General features: G+C 39.0%; 14 protein-coding genes. 4 read left to right on the forward strand and 10 right to left on the reverse strand.

Features of this window, described 5'->3' with window-relative positions; translation table 11 throughout:
- The first annotated feature begins 92 nt into the window (after nucleotides 1–92).
- Nucleotides 93–2864, forward strand: coding sequence for a TM0106 family RecB-like putative nuclease (locus MNV_RS10610; RefSeq protein ID WP_096205897.1), 2772 nt, complete (start codon nucleotides 93–95; stop codon nucleotides 2862–2864).
- A 530-nt stretch (nucleotides 2865–3394) separates the two neighbouring features.
- Nucleotides 3395–3637 carry a ChaB family protein gene (locus MNV_RS10615; RefSeq protein WP_096205899.1) on the forward strand — a complete coding sequence of 81 codons (243 nt, stop codon included), beginning with the start codon at nucleotides 3395–3397 and terminating at the stop codon, nucleotides 3635–3637.
- A gap of 5 nt (nucleotides 3638–3642) precedes the next feature.
- On the opposite strand, the gene MNV_RS19645 is transcribed toward MNV_RS10615, so the two are convergent.
- Nucleotides 3643–3780 (reverse strand): hypothetical protein, encoded by a 138-nt coding sequence (locus MNV_RS19645; RefSeq protein WP_179293931.1) that lies wholly within the window; start codon nucleotides 3778–3780, stop codon nucleotides 3643–3645.
- Nucleotides 3781–4302: 522 nt separating this feature from the next.
- Between MNV_RS19645 and MNV_RS10620 the strand changes: the two genes are divergently transcribed.
- Nucleotides 4303–4608, forward strand: coding sequence for a hypothetical protein (locus MNV_RS10620; protein WP_096205901.1), 306 nt, complete (start codon nucleotides 4303–4305; stop codon nucleotides 4606–4608).
- Nucleotides 4609–4752: 144 nt separating this feature from the next.
- Here MNV_RS10620 and MNV_RS19650 read toward each other — a convergent pair whose 3' ends face one another.
- The 3 genes from MNV_RS19650 to MNV_RS10635 form a co-directional block, all read right to left on the reverse strand.
- Entirely contained in the window at nucleotides 4753–4983 is a 231-nt protein-coding gene (locus MNV_RS19650) for a hypothetical protein (protein ID WP_179293932.1), read from the reverse strand.
- A gap of 95 nt (nucleotides 4984–5078) precedes the next feature.
- On the reverse strand, nucleotides 5079–5411 hold the full coding sequence (locus MNV_RS10630) for a hypothetical protein (protein WP_096205905.1): 333 nt from the start codon (nucleotides 5409–5411) through the stop codon (nucleotides 5079–5081).
- Entirely contained in the window at nucleotides 5408–12352 is a 6945-nt protein-coding gene (locus MNV_RS10635; protein WP_179293933.1) for a LamG-like jellyroll fold domain-containing protein, read from the reverse strand. Before MNV_RS10635 ends, MNV_RS10630 begins: the two co-directional genes overlap by 4 nt.
- 673 nt (nucleotides 12353–13025) lie before the next feature.
- Here MNV_RS10635 and MNV_RS10640 point away from each other — a divergent pair.
- Nucleotides 13026–13628: a hypothetical protein gene (locus tag MNV_RS10640; RefSeq protein ID WP_096205909.1), complete on the forward strand. Its 603-nt coding sequence runs from the start codon at nucleotides 13026–13028 to the stop codon at nucleotides 13626–13628.
- A gap of 20 nt (nucleotides 13629–13648) precedes the next feature.
- Here the strand turns inward: MNV_RS10640 and MNV_RS10645 are convergent, their stop codons facing one another.
- From MNV_RS10645 to MNV_RS19655, 6 genes are all read right to left on the reverse strand, one after another.
- A complete protein-coding gene (locus tag MNV_RS10645; RefSeq protein WP_096205911.1) occupies nucleotides 13649–14476 on the reverse strand; it encodes an Ig-like domain-containing protein in 828 nt (275 codons plus the stop codon).
- On the reverse strand, nucleotides 14458–14949 hold the full coding sequence (locus MNV_RS10650) for a pilin (RefSeq protein WP_096205913.1): 492 nt from the start codon (nucleotides 14947–14949) through the stop codon (nucleotides 14458–14460). Before MNV_RS10650 ends, MNV_RS10645 begins: the two co-directional genes overlap by 19 nt.
- Before the next feature lie 133 nt (nucleotides 14950–15082).
- The gene (locus MNV_RS10655) at nucleotides 15083–17395 is read right to left on the reverse strand and encodes a sensor histidine kinase (RefSeq protein ID WP_096205914.1); all 2313 of its coding nucleotides are present in this window, start codon (nucleotides 17393–17395) and stop codon (nucleotides 15083–15085) included.
- 63 nt (nucleotides 17396–17458) lie between these two features.
- Nucleotides 17459–18316, reverse strand: a complete 858-nt coding sequence (locus MNV_RS10660; protein ID WP_096205916.1) for a DUF116 domain-containing protein — start codon at nucleotides 18314–18316, stop codon at nucleotides 17459–17461.
- Nucleotides 18317–18422: 106 nt separating this feature from the next.
- Nucleotides 18423–18785: a DUF7674 family protein gene (locus MNV_RS10665; RefSeq protein WP_096205917.1), complete on the reverse strand. Its 363-nt coding sequence runs from the start codon at nucleotides 18783–18785 to the stop codon at nucleotides 18423–18425.
- Between the two features lie 169 nt (nucleotides 18786–18954).
- Nucleotides 18955–19314, reverse strand: a 360-nt coding sequence (locus tag MNV_RS19655) for a cupredoxin domain-containing protein (RefSeq protein ID WP_179293934.1), incomplete at its 5' end; no start/stop codon positions are given.

Below are 19314 nucleotides of genomic sequence, written 5' to 3' on the forward strand. Positions count from 1 at the left end.
ACGCCTTGTGCAGTGGAATTCCCGCGTTAAGGAATTTAAATACTCCTTATGCGCAACTCTCAGAAGCGATAGCGAAAAGAGAAATGATCATAATGAAGAACATTATCACTTCTGAAATTGTAGTGGCATATTCTCATTGTTCTCGGAAGGCATTCCTTCTCCTTTTCAGTAACGAGAAGAAGGAACCTCATGAATACGTGTGCCTTCTTGAAAAACAGGCGAGCATTAATCAGGCTAAATATCTAAATGCCCTCAAACAAGATAATATTTCCTTGAGTCGCTATGACCCTGATAATATCGACAGCAGTAGTGATTTTCTTATCGAAGCAACACTCAAGGCTCATGATTTAGAGGCTTATTGCGATGTCCTAGCGAAAGTGCGAGGTAGCTCATTCTTCGGCAAACACAGTTATGAACCAACGATTGTTGTTGGAACGCAAAGTATTACGGAAGAGCTGAAAATCAAATTAGCGTTTGTGGGCTTTGTTCTTGGAGACGTGCAGAAAACGCTCCCTATATCTGGATCCATCGTTGGAACAGAAATGAAAACTCATAAAGTAAAACTGAATAATATTTACAAGAAACTCAGACCCATGATCCAAACTCTGAAAGAATGGATAACAACATCCCCCTCGGAATCATCTCAGGTTATTTTGAACAGACACTGCCCATACTGCCAATTTCAGAAAGAGTGTACGGAGAAGGCAGAAAAGAATGATGACCTTAGCCTACTAAGTAAGATGACTCCAAAGATTATTCGTCGGTACCACAAGAAAGGCATCTTCACAGTTAACCAGCTCTCCTATTCGTTTAAGCTAAGAAGAAAACGGAAGCGAAAGAAAGAGATGCCTGTGCGTTTTAATCTAGAACTGCAAGCTTTGGCAATAAAGACTGGAAAGATATACATCCAGGAACTTCCAGAATTGCATAGACATAAGGTCGAGCTATTTTTAGATATAGAGGGCATACCAGATCAAAATTTTTACTACCTGATAGGTCTGCTAGTGTGCGAAAGTGATAACAGAGTCTATCATTCCTTTTGGGCAGATACTATCCAAGACGAAGAACGAATTTGGAGTGAACTTATCGAAAGGATAAACAAATATCCTGAAGCTCCCATTTATCATTACGGCAGTTATGAACCAAGAGCTATTGATAGGCTGACAAAAAGATATCAGACAAATTGTGATGGGTTTAAGAAGCGCTTGATCAATGTCAATTCGTATATCCACGGAAAGGTGTATTTTCCAGTAAGGTCTAACAATCTGAAGGACTTGGGTAAGTTCATAGGAGCATCATGGACTTCTCTTGATGCTTCTGGGTTACAAAGTCTTGTATGGCGACATCGCTTGGAAGAAAATCAAAACAGTGATTACAAGCAAATGCTGGTTACGTACAATGAAGAAGACTGCCGAGCTTTATGGTTATTGACCGAACGACTTTCAGAAATTAGTGAAACTGCTGATTCACAGGCGAATATTGATTTTGCTGATCAGCCAAAACAGAACACAACAGAAAGAGGCGGTGAAATACATAGAAAATTTGAGGAGATACTGAGAAATGCACACGCTGATTACAATAGGAACCGGATAAGCATTCAACCAAAAAGAAGCATGGAAAGTACTAAAAACAAAAAGCGTGGTGCACAGAAAGGTCACCAGGGGTATAAAAGAATAATCCCTTCAAGCACAGGAAAAGTAATTCGAGTACCAATGCGAAGAAAATGTCCCATCCATAAAGGTGTCCCTCTTCACAGATCTGAAGAAACGGCTAAAAAAATCATTATTGATCTCCACTTTACAAAGAATGGGTACAGAAAAACTGTTACAGAGTACGTGGGCACTAACGGCTACTGCAAAAGGTGTGGCAAATACTATACTCCACATGGTATCCAGAAACTTAGTCGTCAGTTGTTTGGGTATTACTTTCAAGGATGGGTAATCTATCAGAGAATAATCCTTCGTCTACCATATCGGGTAATTAATCAAGTTACGGAAGACATATTTGGTGAAAGAATGAGTGAAGGTACCATCCTAAGCTTCATTAGCCATTTTGCTCAGTTCTATATTGTTACCGATAACATTCTAATTCGGCGCATTCTTGAAAGCCCATTCATTCATGTCGATGAGACACGACTTAATATTCAAGGCACTGATTACTATGTATGGGTATTCACGGATGGGAAGCATGTAGTCTTCAGGATGACTGAAACAAGAGAGACAACCATAGTGCAGGAATTTATGTCAAACTATGAAGGAATACTGATATCCGATTTCTACCCTGGTTATGACTCAGTACCGTGCAGGCAACAAAAATGCTGGGTTCATCTAATCCGAGATATCAACAATGATCTCTGGAGTGCACCGTTCGACACTGAATTCGAATCGTTCGTTTTTGAGGTTAAGAACCTTATTATACCCATTTTTGAAGCAGTCGATAAGTATGGATTAAAGAAGAGACATTTAAACATGTTCAAGAAGTCCGTAGAGCAGTTCTACAAGGAGAATATTGTTGATATGGATTACAGGTCCGAAGTAACAATCAAGTATCAAAAACGTTTTCAACGCTATAAAGATAGCCTATTCATGTTTCTCGAACAAGACTCTATACCGTGGAACAATAATATGGCTGAAAGGGCTATTAGACATCTCGCCATACAAAGGAAAATATCAGGGACATTCTTCAAAGATACTGCTCCTCAATACCTGCTGCTGCTTGGCATTGCACAAACCTGCAGATTCCAAGACAAATCGTTTCTTAAATTCCTCATATCTAAAAAGATAGATATCGACAAATTTAGATCCACCAAACGAATAAACATCTCAACGCCCGTTATATCACCGAGAGATAATGAGGTACAATGATAGCTCTCCTTACACGAAACTGAACGTTTAGCAAGAATATTTTTACTCTCTCCCCTCTCGCTTTGTCCGTTGTCCTGCTTTGGCTGTATTTTGGCCCTCGCAGAAAGGGCAAGGGGTTTTGGGTTCGTAATTTAGGAGCTTTAGCGCTTGATTTTTAGTTCGATTTTCGTCTGGTTTTGGGGTCATATTTGGTTTGAATTAACTGACGGATTTCGTACGCTTTGGGAGGTTAGCAGACGCAGATTGAACAAGAGCGAGAGCCTTGAAGAGTTGCTTTTCGCTTAAACAATCGCTTATTGGCAAAGTTTTTTGGATGTTCTATCTTCGTCAGGTAGATTAGGTTTGAAATTCGTCTGGTAAGTGGATTTTTTCCTTACGAGGGATGGATTCTCATGTTAAAACACGAAGCGCGGCGTAATCCTTTTATAGACTGAATATTAATGATAATTATGTTAAAGTCTAATGGGAGTTATATCCCAGTTTGGGATATCAGAAGGCTTTAAACAAAAAGATAATTGGGAGTGGAGCAAATGCCATATTATAACAGTATAAAAGATTTACCTGAACGGGTCCGCGATAACCTGCCAGAGCATGCGCAGCACATATTCATTGACGCGTTCAACAGTGCATGGGAGCAGTACAAAGAGCCGGAGAAAAGAAGAGGCGGCCCGAAACAATCGCACGAGGAAGTTGCGTTCAAGGTAGCATGGTCTGCAGTTGAAAAGGAGTATAAAAAGGATGAATCGGGAAAATGGGTGAAAAAATATGGTTAAGATTTTTATCTTGTTCTGACTTTGGATTCGAGGGCAGCGACGCGTTTTTCGAGGACTGAGAACTCGTCAATGTCAACTTTTCTTTTGAGGGAGTTCTTGATGAATTCCATATCCGTTTTCATTATCCCGATGTCTTCTTTCATTGATCCTATCATTTCTGTATGGGAATCGAGAGTTTCTTTGATTGAGCTATATTGCTCGCCAATCAGCTTTACTTGGGAGTGAAAGTCTTCTGCCAGGGTGCTGACATGCCTTTTAAAGTCTTCACTTTGCTCTTTTAAAATTTGTTTGAGTTTTTTTATCGTTGAGTTCCATGGTTTATTTTAAAATTGGTTAAAGCTGCGTGGTTGTTTCATTATAGGATAGCTGGGATGCAATGGCAAGGGATAAGACTTGATAAATAACAATAAACATCATCTATATCTTATGCTTGCCATACTCACAAAAGCTATATTGAGCTAACCACCAGCGTTATATATAGGCAGGTTGTTTGGTTTGCTTGTGGGCAGGCAAACTCTCATTTAAATATCCTTAAACATTTTTCCCATATCCCCCTGCCCACTGAGTTCTGTTGCGATAAAACTGTTGGCATCTTATTAGAGGCAAGGAAATACAGGCTGTGCCTCTCCCTCGCCCACCAGTCTATTGGTCAGTTGGACGAAAGATTGAGTAAGGCAATATTTGGAAATGTAGGGACTATCATAACATTTCCAATAGGAGCGGAGAACGGAGAATCTTTAGAAAAACACTTCTATCCTGAATTTAATAGGCAAGACCTGATAAATCACGGCAAACACCACCTTTACCTGACGCTTGCTATAGATAGCAAGACATCCAATCCCTTCTCGGCCATAACCCTGCCTCCTTTTTACAACTTTAAGCCTCAAGGAAATGAGGAGAAGGTAATCGCGGCATCAAGATCAAAGTATGCAGGTAAGAGAAAAGAAATAGAGAGGGAAATTGAAGGGTAAGAAAAAGGTGCAGGATACTTTTATTTATGCCAAAACTTATTCGTTAATAATTGTACCTGGCACCTTTTCCTTGCTCATGACCGACACCTGTTGGGAGTTCTTGATTTTCTTCGAGGGCGAAAAAGAAAGAAACAGATGACTTTTTTATCCCTCCCATTTAGAATTTTTGTCAATCCACTTAATGCAGAACCAATACCACCAAGCAGCCAATAGAAAAAATAATCCCAAAAGATATTTACCATTTGTAAGACCTACAAAAAAAGTAATAAATGATAAAAGTATAGACAACCAAAAATACGCTAAAGCTGTTTTTCTGCTTCCGATTCCAACGAGGCCAAGTTTAACTAATAATGGAAAACCATGTGTATTTTTCATTGTATTTTTTATTTTAAGAATAATTAAATGGTTGTGTGTCAAGAACAGTTCTCGTCTTAAAACGAGAACTGTTCTCAGAAAGAAAAGGACTATTCTTAATCTTTGCTATACGTAGAATGCATACCCCACCTTTTTTCCAGGTTCTCTTTAAACTCTTTTAGTTCTGCTTCGGAAATATCATAAAGAGAAGGGATGTCAGTAGTTACATAATGCAATGCACCAGCCAGGCAATTTAAAATCACCTGTTTTTCTGTATCAGTTAATTTCTTATTATGATTCTGTAACAATTCATCTGTAAGCTTGTGTAGTTCAGTAGACGAATAACCAATCTGCCTTTGGGCTTCATCAGATTTTGGATAACCAGATCCGTCAATTAATGCTTGAATAGCCAGATGCCGTTCGCGATTATCTAAAAAATCTTTGGTCATCTGCCACCTCCTTTCAACTGATCCATTTGCTTGGCAACTTCTGTCTGATAATACCTAAATCCCTCTTGCGGTTTAAATGCAGTAGGTGGACCTCCAGCTTTATTGTTTATAACGATAGTACCTAATCTATCATCCCAATATAAATCTTTGGTTGGACCGCTAAAGCTGGCCGAAGGCTTAGCTATTACATTACTCACATACTCTCTCCACTGGCCTTTATTCTGGAACAGTGTACCATATTCTTTGCCAAAAATACTGCCTATGCCAAGAACATGTTTTTCATAGCTACCATGTTTATCGATACTATTAACTAGAGTAAATATATTTCTTGCTACTGCCCCACTGGTTTTACCAGCCGCAGACATAATTTTCCCTGCCGGTACTTCACCAGAAGTAATAGCTCCAATTGCTGCCATGCCGTAGTTACCTTTTTGTGCATCTTGCCCTGCTTGGATTAAACCGACTTGTCCGATAGGTGTAGTTAGAGACTGGAGAAAAGAAGTGATTTGCGGAGCATAGGTTACAAATGCCATAAATGCCGCTGCTGCCGCAATTTGGATGAAATTGCCATCGGGATCGCGAAATGCTAATGGGTTGTTTCTTCCGTAAGCGTAAGAGTTCAATAATTGAGGATCGGATAAGAGCTGTTGGGATTCAAGTTTAGTCAATTCTTTAAGTTTGACGCTATCTCCAACCGCCAAGTATGCCGGATCTTGCGAGATAAATCTCCCAGTTGATGCCTCATAGTATCTCGCATTCATATAACTCAATCCTGTATCAGCATCGTATTCATGTCCAGCATATTTTCGTTGTTCTGAGAAAGTAGAAGCTTTTTCATCAAGTCGTATATCGCCATAGGGATAGTAATCCATCAACTCTTCAACTGTTCCGGGGCCATTGGTAACTACATTTGAACCGGTAAGATGGTCAGCATGAACAAAATAGATTTGAGCGGCGGCGCCTGTACCTTTGACCGTGGCAACAAGCTGATCTCTGGCAAATATCTGCTTGGTCGGCACCTCTCCGGTTATATTATAGTCTTTTGTAGGATAATAGGTAGTATCCGTGCCGTTGGAATATCCGATTCTCTGGCCGGAAACGTCGTAAATATAGCTGACGGTCATTGAACCGATCACTGATTGGGTTAATCTATTGTCATAGTTCCAGGTATTGGTTAGAGTGCCATCGGTTAATAAATTTCCATTATCGTCGTATGTGTAATTCGCGCTTCCAATACTGGTGACGGCATGAGGATTGGCTTTGCCTGTTTGGGAATAGGTATAGGCCACTCCATTTTTGGAAGTGATATTTCCGATGGCGTTGTAAGCGTAAGTTTCGGTATAGTTTTGTCCATTCACCGCTCCGGTAACAGTAGCGGAAAGCAAACGATTTAGAGAGTCGTAAGTATAATCAACTGTTTTTTTGGAGTTGGTAGCGGAATTATCGACAATTCTTGTAATATTGCCATTGGCGTCATAAGTGTACGCTAAATCCTGCGCGTGAGCGCCGCCTGTTATAGTAGTAACTTTTGAACTTAGCCTATAGAGTTTAGTGGAATCGTAAGTATTGGTGGTTGTAGTGCCGTTGGCATAGGTTTGAGAGGTGATTTTCTCAAGCGGAGAGTAGTTGAAGTTAGTTACGAGATCAGTAAAACCTGTTGCGCCGCTTGCTCCAGAAGGGTTGTTGTATAAAGCGGCAATATTGCTTGTAGTCAAAGCGGCGCTATAAATCCTCGCTTCGTCAAGCTTGCCGTCAAGATAGTTGCCGCTGCCCGGAGCAATGGCTCCCATTCTCAAAGGAGCAGTATTATCGTAAGTGACAGAACCTGTCCCGCCATAAGTTCCTGATACTTCTACTCCGTTGACGTAAAGGCTGATATTGTTGAGTCCTCGGATAACTGCGGCAATGTGGTACCAAGAGCCGGGAGCAACTACTCCGCCGCCAGAATCTTTGCCGGCAAGATTGGTTCCATCAGCATAAAATCCTCTGATTGCACCATTAGAAAGAATAATTAAGGCATAAGCCATTGTTTCCCAGCCAGTATCCCATTTGCTGATTACGGCAGTATTAACATTTAAAGTATCAAGCTTCACCCAAGCACTCATGGTAATAGGAAGAGATGGGCTGAGAGAGGGAGAATCCGGAGCGATAATCTCATCATTGATCCCGTCAAGATCAAGAGCGTTGCCGGAGATTCCGGGAATATGATTGGCGTTAGTCATAGCGCCGGAGAGAGTTCCCGTATTGTTGTTCCCGCTGGAATCGCTGGCTGTGAGTCCGGTGGTTTCATCAAAGCTCCAACGGCTCAAGAGATTAGTGCTTGAAGGAAGGTTTGGGTCAGTGGTTTCTTTGGTTGAGATTTTTTCAAGCAAACCCGCAGAATTGTATTCGTATTTAACCTGAGAGTTATCTGGATTGGTGATTAAAGCCTGATTTCCTTGGCGGTCGTAAGTATATTGAGTAATATAGTTTACCGAGCTGATGGTTTTAGTTTCTTTGGAAGTTAACCCGAGAGAATTGTATTCCTTTGCTTCGGTTGAAGCAGCATTAACAATGGAACAAATTCTTCCTTTGCCATTAACGCAAGTGTCGTAAGCGTAAGTTGCTTCTATGCCGGTTGCGCCGGTATAGTCTTCAGTGAGTTGCCGGTTAAGATCGTCATAGGTATAGTTAATGGTCTGGACTTTGGGATCTTTTTGGGAAATTAAATTGCCGCTATTGTCGTAAGTATAAGTCCAGGTGCCAAAAGTAGTATCGGCTGAGGCGTGAAGATCTTGGGCGGTTAATCTTTGGCCCAAAGCATTGTAAGTGAAATTGCGGATATTTCCCAGAGCATCAGTGATTTTGGTAAGGTTGCCAACGCCATCATAAGTATAGCTTGTGGTGAGCGTAGTCGAACCATGTTCATCGACTCGAATTAAATTACCATAAGCGTCTTTGTATAAATCTTTTTGAGTCCCTTTGGCATCAGTTGTGGTAACTTTCCAATCGTCATAGGTGTTAGTAATTGTTCCAACGGCATTGGTTGTCTCGATTATTCGACCAAGCGGATCATAAGCATAAGTGGAGTAAAGCGTTGCGTCCGCCGTCGCTGAAGTTCTAGGTATACCAGTTGAAAAATACGGAAGCGATTCTTTTTGCAGTAGTCCCCTGTTATTGTAAACAAGATCTTTAACTGAGAAGTTATTAGCGTCTTCGGCTTCCTTTCTGGTTTGGATCAAACGGCCAAGACCATCAAAATAAGAATAAGAATCAACGCTGGTTGTGACATCCAGATAATCGGTTTTTTTAACGCTTACCGCATTAGCTGTGTCGGTGTAAACATAGACAGATTTCGTAACCCATACTCCAAGCGAAACTTGATCAGGTTGTTTTTCTCCAGTCACCCTGTCCAATCCATCGTAGATTGTTTGGAAGACAAAGCCATTGGGGTCAGTGGTTTGCTTGGGTTTTCCAGCTGAATAATCATAAGTATATTGAGTTATCTGGCTCAAGGGATTGGTAACTGAAATGGGATAAAGATTATATGAATCATAAGCATAAGCGGTGATTTTACCTCTGGGATCAGTTGTTTGGGTTACCAAGCCGTAAGAGTTGTAAGATTTTTGGGTATTGATGTAATTCGTGCTGTCTTTCCAATTTTCTTCTTTGGTGAGATTGCCTTTGCCAACGCTGCCTAAAGCGAGATTATCGTAATAGTATCTTGATTCTTTGATTTTAGTAGCGCTTTGATTGGTTAAAGAGCTGGAAGAAGGCAAACCCAAAACATTCAAACTAGAGTTTGAAGCGTATGTAATTGTTTCGGTTAGTTTGTCAGTACCAACATCGGTAAAGGTTCCATTATCAGATCCGGTTACTTCACCTAATTGGATTTTTTGGGTAAGGTTGCCGTTAGTATTGTCGTAAGAGTAGGTTTCGGCTTTGTCTTTGTGGGTAGCGTTGCCATCATAGGTGAAATTGATCTTCTGGCTAAGTTTCACGAAATTCCTGTCATTACCCAAATCATAGTTTTCCCATTTGCTTATGGTTTTGGAATAGAGATTGCCTGAAATATCGTAATTTTCCGAACGATAGGGTTTGCCAATTTTTGAAGAGTGATCGCTGAACTCGCCTTGCGCGCTATTTGTGGCATCGCCTTGATGATAATAGGTTTTAGTAATATTGCCAGCCGCATCTGTTTTGGTGATTTTGGCAAACCCCGCGAATTTGCGGTCAAAGGCGGTGTTGTAGTAATACTTGCCGCCTTCATAAGAATAATTAGTAGTAGAAGTATTGCCAAAACTGTCGTTAGTGGCAATAGATTGGACGGTATCCATGATAAAAGGCAAGTTCGGATTGGAAAGAGTTGAGCCGGTTGAATACAAAGGCGTGGCCTTGTAGGCAATGTCTGTTTTGCCGCCTGTGGGGTAAGTGATTCTAGTAAGAAGATCGGATTTGGGGCCGTTATTCAGATAAACTTTTTTACTTTTAATAGGATAACAAACTGGATTAACCGAACCAAAACATATCGATGAAATATCCGTAGTCAAAGACCTAAGCATATCGGGCAAACCATCTCCATTAATATCCGCAATCCTAACCGAAGGACTATAAGCACCTTGATCCCCTAGATAATAGAAAGCTAGAGGTATTGTTTGGCCGTTAAAGCTATAGGTAGTCCAACCTTTACCGTTGTTTAAATAAAGTTCGCCGTAATTTTGTTCTTGCCAGGTTCCGTCAGGTAATTGGATTGAACTACCGAACAAAGACCTCAACACGTCTGCTAAGCCATCTCCGTTAACATCTGCAATTCGCATTCCATTTGAATTAATGCTATAAGGATCGTAAAAAGGATGAGGATTGGAAAGAGAAGTTTCCTGCTCCCAACCATTACCGCTATTCAGATAAACCTTATTAGCCGCAAGGTAATAGCAGGTTGGACTGGAACAAGGCGAACCAATATCAGTTGCAATGTACCTAAGCAGATCCGGCAAATTATCCCCATTAATATCGGCGATTTGAACCGATTGGCTAATTCTGCCATCATCTTTATAGTAAAAAGCCATTGGTACAGGCCAAGAAGTACTTTGAGTCCAGCCATGGCCGTTATTAAGATAAACCTCTGAATTATTAGTCTCATACCAAACATCATTGCTTCCTTTTGTTGAATAAAGATACACGGATTTAACTATATCAGCCAAACCGTCGCCATTGATATCCGAGATTTTAGACGCTTGAGTAATAACAACATTTCGTCCAGAAGAATCTGTTCCTCGAGAATAAAAATCTACAGGTATACTCCATGAGGTATCAAGCGTCCAACCATGGCCGTTATTTATATAGACTTTTCTTGAAGCTGGAATATAGTAACAGTTGTAGCTATAATCGCCGTAACAAGCATCAGCCCCGCCTTCTATGGATCTCAATATATCCGCTAAACCATCGCCGTTAACATCAGCAATCTGAACCGAGGCTGCAAGCTTACTGTTTCTATAATATTGAAAAGCTACTGGTATAGTCCAAGAAGTGTCTTGGGTCCAGCCATGCCCATTATTAAGATAAACTTCTGATGAATTACTTTCCTGATAAGTCCCGTCAGCTAATTTTGTTGACGAACGAAATGCAGATTTAAGCAAGTCTTGCAGACCATCCCCATTAACGTCCGCGATTTGAATTGATTGTGGGTAATTACCATCGTTTCTGATATAAAAATCTACGGGTATTTGCCATGATGTATCTTCAGTCCAAGTCCTGTTGTTATCCCAGCTAACAAGCATCATTTTCTGATAATCAAAACTTATTGCCGGAAGTATTGTAATGTTTCCACCGTCATCCTGTCCTGATTCTGTGATTGACCCGAGAAAGGATTGCGCTTTGTCAGTAGTTTTATAACCCAAAACATATTTCTTTACCCAATTCCCATTAACTTTCGTACGTATTTCATTGATCCGATAACTGGTAGTAACCGCGAATCCTGTTTTATATGATTTTGCAGCATTGGATACTGTTTCTTTTAAGAATTCAACTTCAAAAATGCCGTCCGTTGCTCCGCTTCCGGTGTAAACAATCCTTGAGGGATAAATTTGCCCTGCGTCTTTAAGATATTCGTAACGGATATAGTTATCATTCGTATCGCGGACTTCTTCAAGCATCCATTTAAAAACCTTGGTGGAATCAGTTGGGTTATCTTGTCTTGCGGCGGCACTGTAGCCGAATTTATACTTAGTCCCATTTTTATCTGTAACAAGCCAGGAATTATTGGAAAAATCATATTTCAGAAATTCTCCGTTATCCACTTTTGAACCATAACTTGTTCCGCTGATCAAAACCAGTTCTCCGGAAAGAGAAGAATTAAAATAATTTTCGGTATAGAGTTTATCAGTGCCTTTGCGATTGATTCTTTCAATGTATGGAATGTTTATATTCCAACCATAGCCAAAGGCGCTTTCTTCTGAAGATAATTGGCTGTTATAGGATAGTTTTAAATCCGGCTGCAAACCGTTTCTTCCCGGAGGAACAGTTATTGGGTAGTCATAGGTTAAAGATCCGTTGATATCATTGGGATTCAAGATTATTTGTTTTTGAGAGCTAGAGGAGTTTGAAGAAGTAGAAGAAGTTGAGGAGTTGGAAGTCGCAGTCATAGCTTGAGCATCTGCGGTGGTATCTGTTCCATTTTTATCCTTTTTATTTCCTTTATCCAAAATCAGAGAGTCTTTTGTCTTCCCTGAGTCAATCGAAGAAGCCTGTTCCGGGTTGCCAACTGGCGAGGCAGAATCGCTTTTCGCATTATCGGTAGAGGAATTGGTAATTCCTGCGGTGTCAGTATTTGCTGGTACGGCCGTATTTTGCGGCGATAAACTTTCAGTTGCGGCCGGAGAACTGTTCTCCTCGGCTAAGGCCGGTGCTAAAGGCGCAATAATAAACAAAAAAGCTAACAACGCGCTTGTTAACTTAACAGACAATGAGTTCCCCTTCATATGTTTTTTCGACGCAACCCTCTCTCCTTGGCACGCCAGATATAATGATTAAATTATCTTATCCACAATTCCTGTAGATCAGAAATAATATATCATAGATATGGATGAGATGTCAAAAAAGTTATCCACACTAAAAAGGTCTTTGGGTTGTGAATTACCCTGTAGGAGGGTTGTGAAAATTATTCGCTTTTAAAGGCTTGACTTCTTCAAAATCTCTGCTATAATATAGATAATTTACTAACACACCTAATTTACTTATGTTAAAAGGCTTTATGCAAAGCAAAAAGGATCAAATGCTAGATATTAGCCTTAATTTTAGCCAATTTAAGAAAGGAATGATAAAAGCCTAAAAGTGAATTAAGTGTGGGAGTAATTCCCACTTTTTTGTTCTTTAAAGGCTATGAAGACAGTAAAATTCATAGCGAACCTAATGATTTAGGTTTAAGAATGAAAAAACTCGACATTAGTCGAGATGTAGCCCTTTAAAAATTTATCAGTTTAATTTCTTCAGGACAGAAGTTTGGTTATAAGAGAGATGTAGCCAGAAGACTGTCTTGAAGAAGCAAACGTTTTTTGTGTTTTGTATTTGGACAAAGTTTGCTACTTTACGGCAGAATTGAGATAACTGAAAATTAAAAGACCTTTAAGATCAGGAGTAATGACAGAAATGGTAGTAAAAGGATTTGGATCAGTACATAAAAATGAACGGGTTGGAGAAAAGGGATTTAACGAAAGCCTATACAAATACGTGGCAATAATAATCGGTATATTCATTATAGCCGCATTTGTATGGTCCAACATGCCGCTGGCAAAGACCGTGTCAAATAGCATACAGACAACTACAGGTGTATCGACTAGCGATACAAGCACCGGAGCGGCGAATCCATCCCAGGTAAATAATGCTGGGCAGGAGACGGATGGAGTAGCAGGCGCATATATAGCAGGTGTATATACGCCAAAGTTCTATCCAAAAGGAGACACGATTTATCAAGGAGTAGACATAGATAACATACCGGCAATAATACCCTTTAATAATGGTAAAGTCTATATAAAGGACATGAAACGTAAGGAAGATTATCTATCTGGGAATTTGGGTGCAGCAAGCGCTCGCTATAACGAAAGAGTATCCTTTACAATACTGGATAGTAATGGCCAATACCTAGGGGGTAACGGGCCATTCACAATATCGGATGAAAAAGAATCTTCTTTCAAAATTCCAATACCGGCAAACGCAAAATATCTAGTAATATCAAACGGATAGACAAATGTCTATCCGTATTTTTATAGATTTTCAATTGTAATATCTATCCAATCTTCTGCTACATTGCAAGCTTCATCTGTAATATGAAGCCATGCCTTATAAACCCCGGGCTTATCATAAGTATGATATGCTTTCATGGCAGAATCTTTGCACCCCGATATGGGAATAGGGAAAGGGAAAGGTCCGATAACCGGACACATAGTAACCACGGTATTACATCCTATATCTGAAACAAATCCACCTATAAAATCATTATCAAAATCCATTTCATAACGAACAATGGGTTTACCGCTAATATTATAGGTAACTCCGTCAAAGAATATTTTTTCACCAACTTTTCCCCATATACTTTTCGAATTTACATCAAACGCCGTCTTCCCCGCCCTTAAATCCGCTACCATGCAATGATACGCGTTATCATTCGCCAACGTCGTATCCGAACAAATTGACTGGCAGGCAGATCCTCCGGTTGCTGAGGTAATAGAAGCAGTAGCGGGACTGGAGGCATAATTGGCAGTAGTACAAGTGGTCATTCCATTGATGACAAGCGATACGGCAGTGCTAGACGATCCTGCGTACGTGGCATCTCCGGCATAAACTGCTTGGACCTGATCGGTTACCGCGCATGTGGCAGTATAGCTGGTTGTAAAGTTTCCATCGGCACCGGAAGTTGCGCTAAACGTAGTTGAAGCGTTTAATGTGCTATTAACCTTATTGATCTTGATCGAACCCGCCACGCCTTTACCGGCAGTGTCAGTCAATTTTCCCGATAATGTTATACTATTACCGGGGGCTGTGCTTGAACCAGGGTTTGGGGATACTGTCAGGGTTAAAACCGTCGGAACCAAAGTTGCTCCTGATTTCGCGTAAACTTTCTTTCCATCAATGCAAACGCAAGGATTAGCCGCCGTCCCTGTGCCGGTGCGTTCGCGACGCAGGTATTTTTAGCGTCAGCATAACTATAGGTGCCTGCTCCGCTCACTCCTACCGATTTTAAAACAAGGATGTCGGGATTGATAGTGCTTAAGATCAGCCACGAAACAAGCGCTAGGATCAATCCGGTTACCGCCGAAGTAATGGCGTCTTTGGCTTCTTCCACCGAGCTCGGATTTCCGGCTGAAGTAAGATAGCGCATGCCTCCATAGATGATCACGGCCATCGCCAGGATTCCGACCACGGAGATGAGGAAATTATAGAGTCCGGATAGATAAGTAAGCAATCCGGCATCGGCATTGACGCCGGGTATAGCAACCAAAGGCACGTAATTGGTATTGGGGGCCGCGGCTAAAGCCGGAGAAACGAATAAAAGATTTAAAAACAATACGGCAAAGATTAAAAATATTTTTTATTACAGCAAAAAATTTTTGAAAACATAGTATTTTTAAAGATTTAAAATACCTAAAAATTATCCCGTAAGCGGAATCCCACTTGAACGGTACAAGCTACTCATCAGTTTATATTATACCTCTTTTCCTCTTTTTGAGCAAATAACTCTGAGGCTCCGGAGATTCATTATTTTGGCTATTACCTTGTTTGGATACGCCAGTTTTAGCTAGATCAAGTTTAGATACCTCGGCTGAAATAGGCTGTTTAATCGGTAATAATATCACAAAAGTCGAGCCTTTGCCTTCTCCGAGACTTGAAGCCTGAATTTTACCGTGATGTTCGTCAAGAATTTGTTTGGCGATAAACAGCCCCAACCCTGAACCATTTGGATTAAAATTATTCGATTTCTTGCCGCGGGAGAATTTCTTGAAAAGTCTTTCTTTATCTTCCTCACTTATTCCCACTCCGGTATCGGTAAATTTTACGGAAATGTTATCATTTTCGCGCTTGAGCGTGATATCCAGTCCGCCTTTTTGGGTGTATTTCTCGGCGTTATCGACTATATTCATAAATACATGGAAAAGATTCCTTGGATCGGCTTCAATTATGGGTATCCCTTTTTCTATTTTATCAAATTTTATATATAATCCTCTTCTTTCGTAATTGGCTTTAAACATTTCAACGACTTCTCTTATCATTTTCTCGACATCTACGGAATCAAACACTAATTTCAGCTCGCCTTCGGACTCCATTGCTACAAGCATATCATTAATGATGTTATTCAATCTGTCAGCGTTAGCCAAAACCCTGTCTTTTATTCCTTTCATTTTATCGGCAGTATAATGATCGAAGTCGCCGTCATGCCACATTGAAATAAGCCCGCGTACGGCAGTAAGCGGAGTCCTTAATTGATGCGAGACAATATGGAGAAAATCATTTTTCATCGTAAGAATTTCTTCAAGATTGTTTTTAGTCCGGGTAAGCTCTTCGATGTTTTTGTTTAAAGTTTCATAATATTGCAGATTTTCAAGCATTACTCCGACTTGCTGGCTGAAGGCGGTTATGAGATCCATGTCTCTTTGGGTGATTTCTCTAAGAGGTTTTGAGAACATAAGCATAAGAGCACCGAGTTTTACGCCTCTTACATTAAGCGGTATTGTAACAACTGATTTTATACCCATTGCTTTTTGCATCAATTGCGCAATATGCTTTTCCACCGGCGGAGACGCAAAATCTGTCAATTTTTCGCTTTTTTGAATTTTATTGCTTAAAATCGCTTCTATGGTTAAATTATGACGATTTTCTTCACTAACTACTAACGCATAGTCGGTTAGGGCTGGTTTGGGTAATAGACTCACTCCCTTTTTCAGCAATATCGATTCGGTAGTAATATAAGCGTAAACGCTATTACTCTTTTCGTCGCAACGAAGCAATGCGGCTCCTATGATTTTTGTATAACCAAATTTTGTTGGAAGAATGTTTAAAATATTCTGGATGCCTTTTTTAATTCCCGATCCAGAAGAACTGGTTTGACTCAAAGATAATAAAGCATCCAAATCCTCATATTTTTCTGTAAGATTTTTATTTACTTTTTCCAGCTCCAGTGTATACTGCTTTATTTTATCGTAAGCTGTTTCCAGTTCTCTTCTGGCTTCTCTCTCCTTTTTAATGCCCTTGATAAGCTCTAAACTGAAATACAGGAAAGTAATTAAAATTCCCGCTTTCAATAACTGCATTATCAGATTGTTTGTTAGAAATAGAATGTCCGCCAAGAGGATAATCGAGATAAAGGATACTAAAACCTGAATCAAAAGAACTTTTACGCCCATTAACTCATGCTTAAAAATAGCGTAAGCGGTAAAAGCAATAAGAAATATTGTTGAATAGTTCCAAGCCCAAGAGAATTTATAATTATTGAAAAACACAGGAAGCAAAACATCAAATATAAAATTCAGAACTGCAAATATAATAAAGCCTGTTATAAAATATTGAATTTTTAATTTTTCTACTTTGGTAGAAATAGAATACTTAGTCACAAGAATCTTATTAATTAATAAAGTAAGTAAAATCACATATCCATAAAAAGTCAGCCTGCCAAACGAAGAAAATTCTGGATAAATTCCCCAAGATTCAACTATGGAATTCTTTATAATTAAATCTGTAAATATCGTAAAGAAACTAAAAAGCAAACCGTAAATAATTATTAATTTTCCAAGTTGCTCATAGAATTTATTTTCTCTTGTAAACAAAATAATGAAATAGTAGTAAAAAATAAAAAATAAAAAAACTGAACTGCCTGATATTCTGAAAAGAACTAATGAAAGATCTTTGTTATCAGAAAGCGAAGCAAAGTGGTAAAGTGTTATCCATAATAAAATTGAAATAATAAGCAATGAAAAAACCTTGTTAGTTTTTTCTTTTTTACTACCCCCAAAGCCCAAACTGCCAAAAGAAATCCCAAAATATCAACTAAATATATTAAAAAAGTGTTTATAGAATTGTAATTAATCATGCTTGTGATTCTTTATATATTGAATTTTTCTGATAGCTTTATCCAAAATGTAATTTATCTCTTGCCAATTTTTTTGATTAAGCTTTGTAATTTTTTCCATTTTTCCTATCTCAGCCTTTCTATAGTCTTTGAAATTTTTACATGAACCATTTATAAATTTGTAAGCTATGACTGTCGATCCAAAAATTACCGCTGCCTTAAGAAATCTATTTGTTGCCCAAGCACAACCAACAGTCATGAGGGGTTTATATTTTTTCGATTGTATAAAATCTTGAAATCTAGGGAGAAGATAGCGGCTAAACATTAAATTGTCCTTTGTCACAATAAAACATTGACAGCCTATTTTTTTTGTTTTTAAAACAATGTTCCTGAAAGAACATTTGTTACAAATAGGATGATCAGCGGGTTCACATTTTTCACTGAATCTTCCAAAAGGACACTCAAGAGGTTTAGAGCAGTACGCTAATAGTATAAGAAAGTCTGCTGGAGATTTAGCAATTTTGTCAATAATTTCATCAACATTTTTAAATCCTACAAGAATTGAGTTATTTATTACTCTCTGTTTTTTAAATAATTCATTCGTTTTTTTTATACAACCAGTAATCTCTACCGGATGCTTTTGTGATTCTTTTAATAGAGATTCGGTAATCTTTCGAGATAAATGTTTGCTTAATTGCGAAATCTCTCTTTCGTATTCTAAAAGAAAGGGTTCTTCTTCAGAAACAATCGACTTACTTCGTTTCTCTATCCTTCCATATTTCTTTGCTCTTTTCGGTTCTAAGGGAGTAAAATTATAACAAGAAAGCAGAGATTTGCTCTCTGGATTTGATTTTCTTTTTATTTTTTCCATTTAATAAGCTTATTAAAATAACGGCAGAGTTTAGTTTATTTTACCACATTTTAATTTCTAAAGCAAAGTAAGCAATCTTTTCCATACCTTATTTTTTGGGGTCTCACTATTCTGCCACTTGTTTTAATACCCTTTTCGCATCCTCGTGAAGAAGCGCATTGAGGGTTTTTAACGATTTTTCAACGGTCGGTTTTTTATCGCTAATAACAGCCTCAAAAAATCCCGCGCCAAGAAGATCCACTACATTTTTATCCTCGGATACTGCCATTTCGTCTAAAAATTTGCAGATTTCAACAATCTCTGGATTACTGATTGGGTTATTCGCTTCGCTTACTATTCTATTGAAATAGCGTCCAAAATTAGCGTAAACCACATGAGGCAAATCAAAATCACAGTGCTCTATTTCCGAAGAAGCCAAATAATGAGGGAATCTGCCAAGTAAAATATTAACGATTTCACAATATATCATATTGATCTATTTTATTTTAATCCGCCATCCATAAATCACGAAAACATCCTTAGCTTAAATTAGCTCTATTTTAACATAATTTAGAGTTGATGCAAAGGACGAGTAGATACAGAATGAGTGAACTTTTATTTTGGTTTTTATTCGTGAATCCTTAGTAATACCTTCGCCATCACGAAGTATTAACACCACTGATTTTCCTTATTTGGTCAAAGATTTGCTGAATTAAAATTTGGTCAGGCTTTTCATTGACCTTTACGGCGATAGTCTGGATCTTTGGATCGCCTCTCATTCCGTTATAAAATAAACCAAATTTATAGGTACCAGTTGTGTTGAAGATGTATGTTGTCCTTCCACTTCCTCTAACCGTTATATTTGCCATCTTTTGATTCATCTCGACAAGCGTGAAAGTATCATCATCATAATTGTTCCATTCCAACGCATCACCAGCATTTATTTGTTCATTTGGCTCACCGAAGTTGTAGTTCATTATCCTTGTAACATTAACCCTTAACTCCGCTGATTTTAAGTA

Origin of the sequence: Candidatus Methanoperedens nitratireducens (assembly GCF_900196725.1) — an archaeon.
Taxonomy (GTDB): Archaea; Halobacteriota; Methanosarcinia; order Methanosarcinales; family Methanoperedenaceae; genus Methanoperedens; species Methanoperedens nitroreducens_A.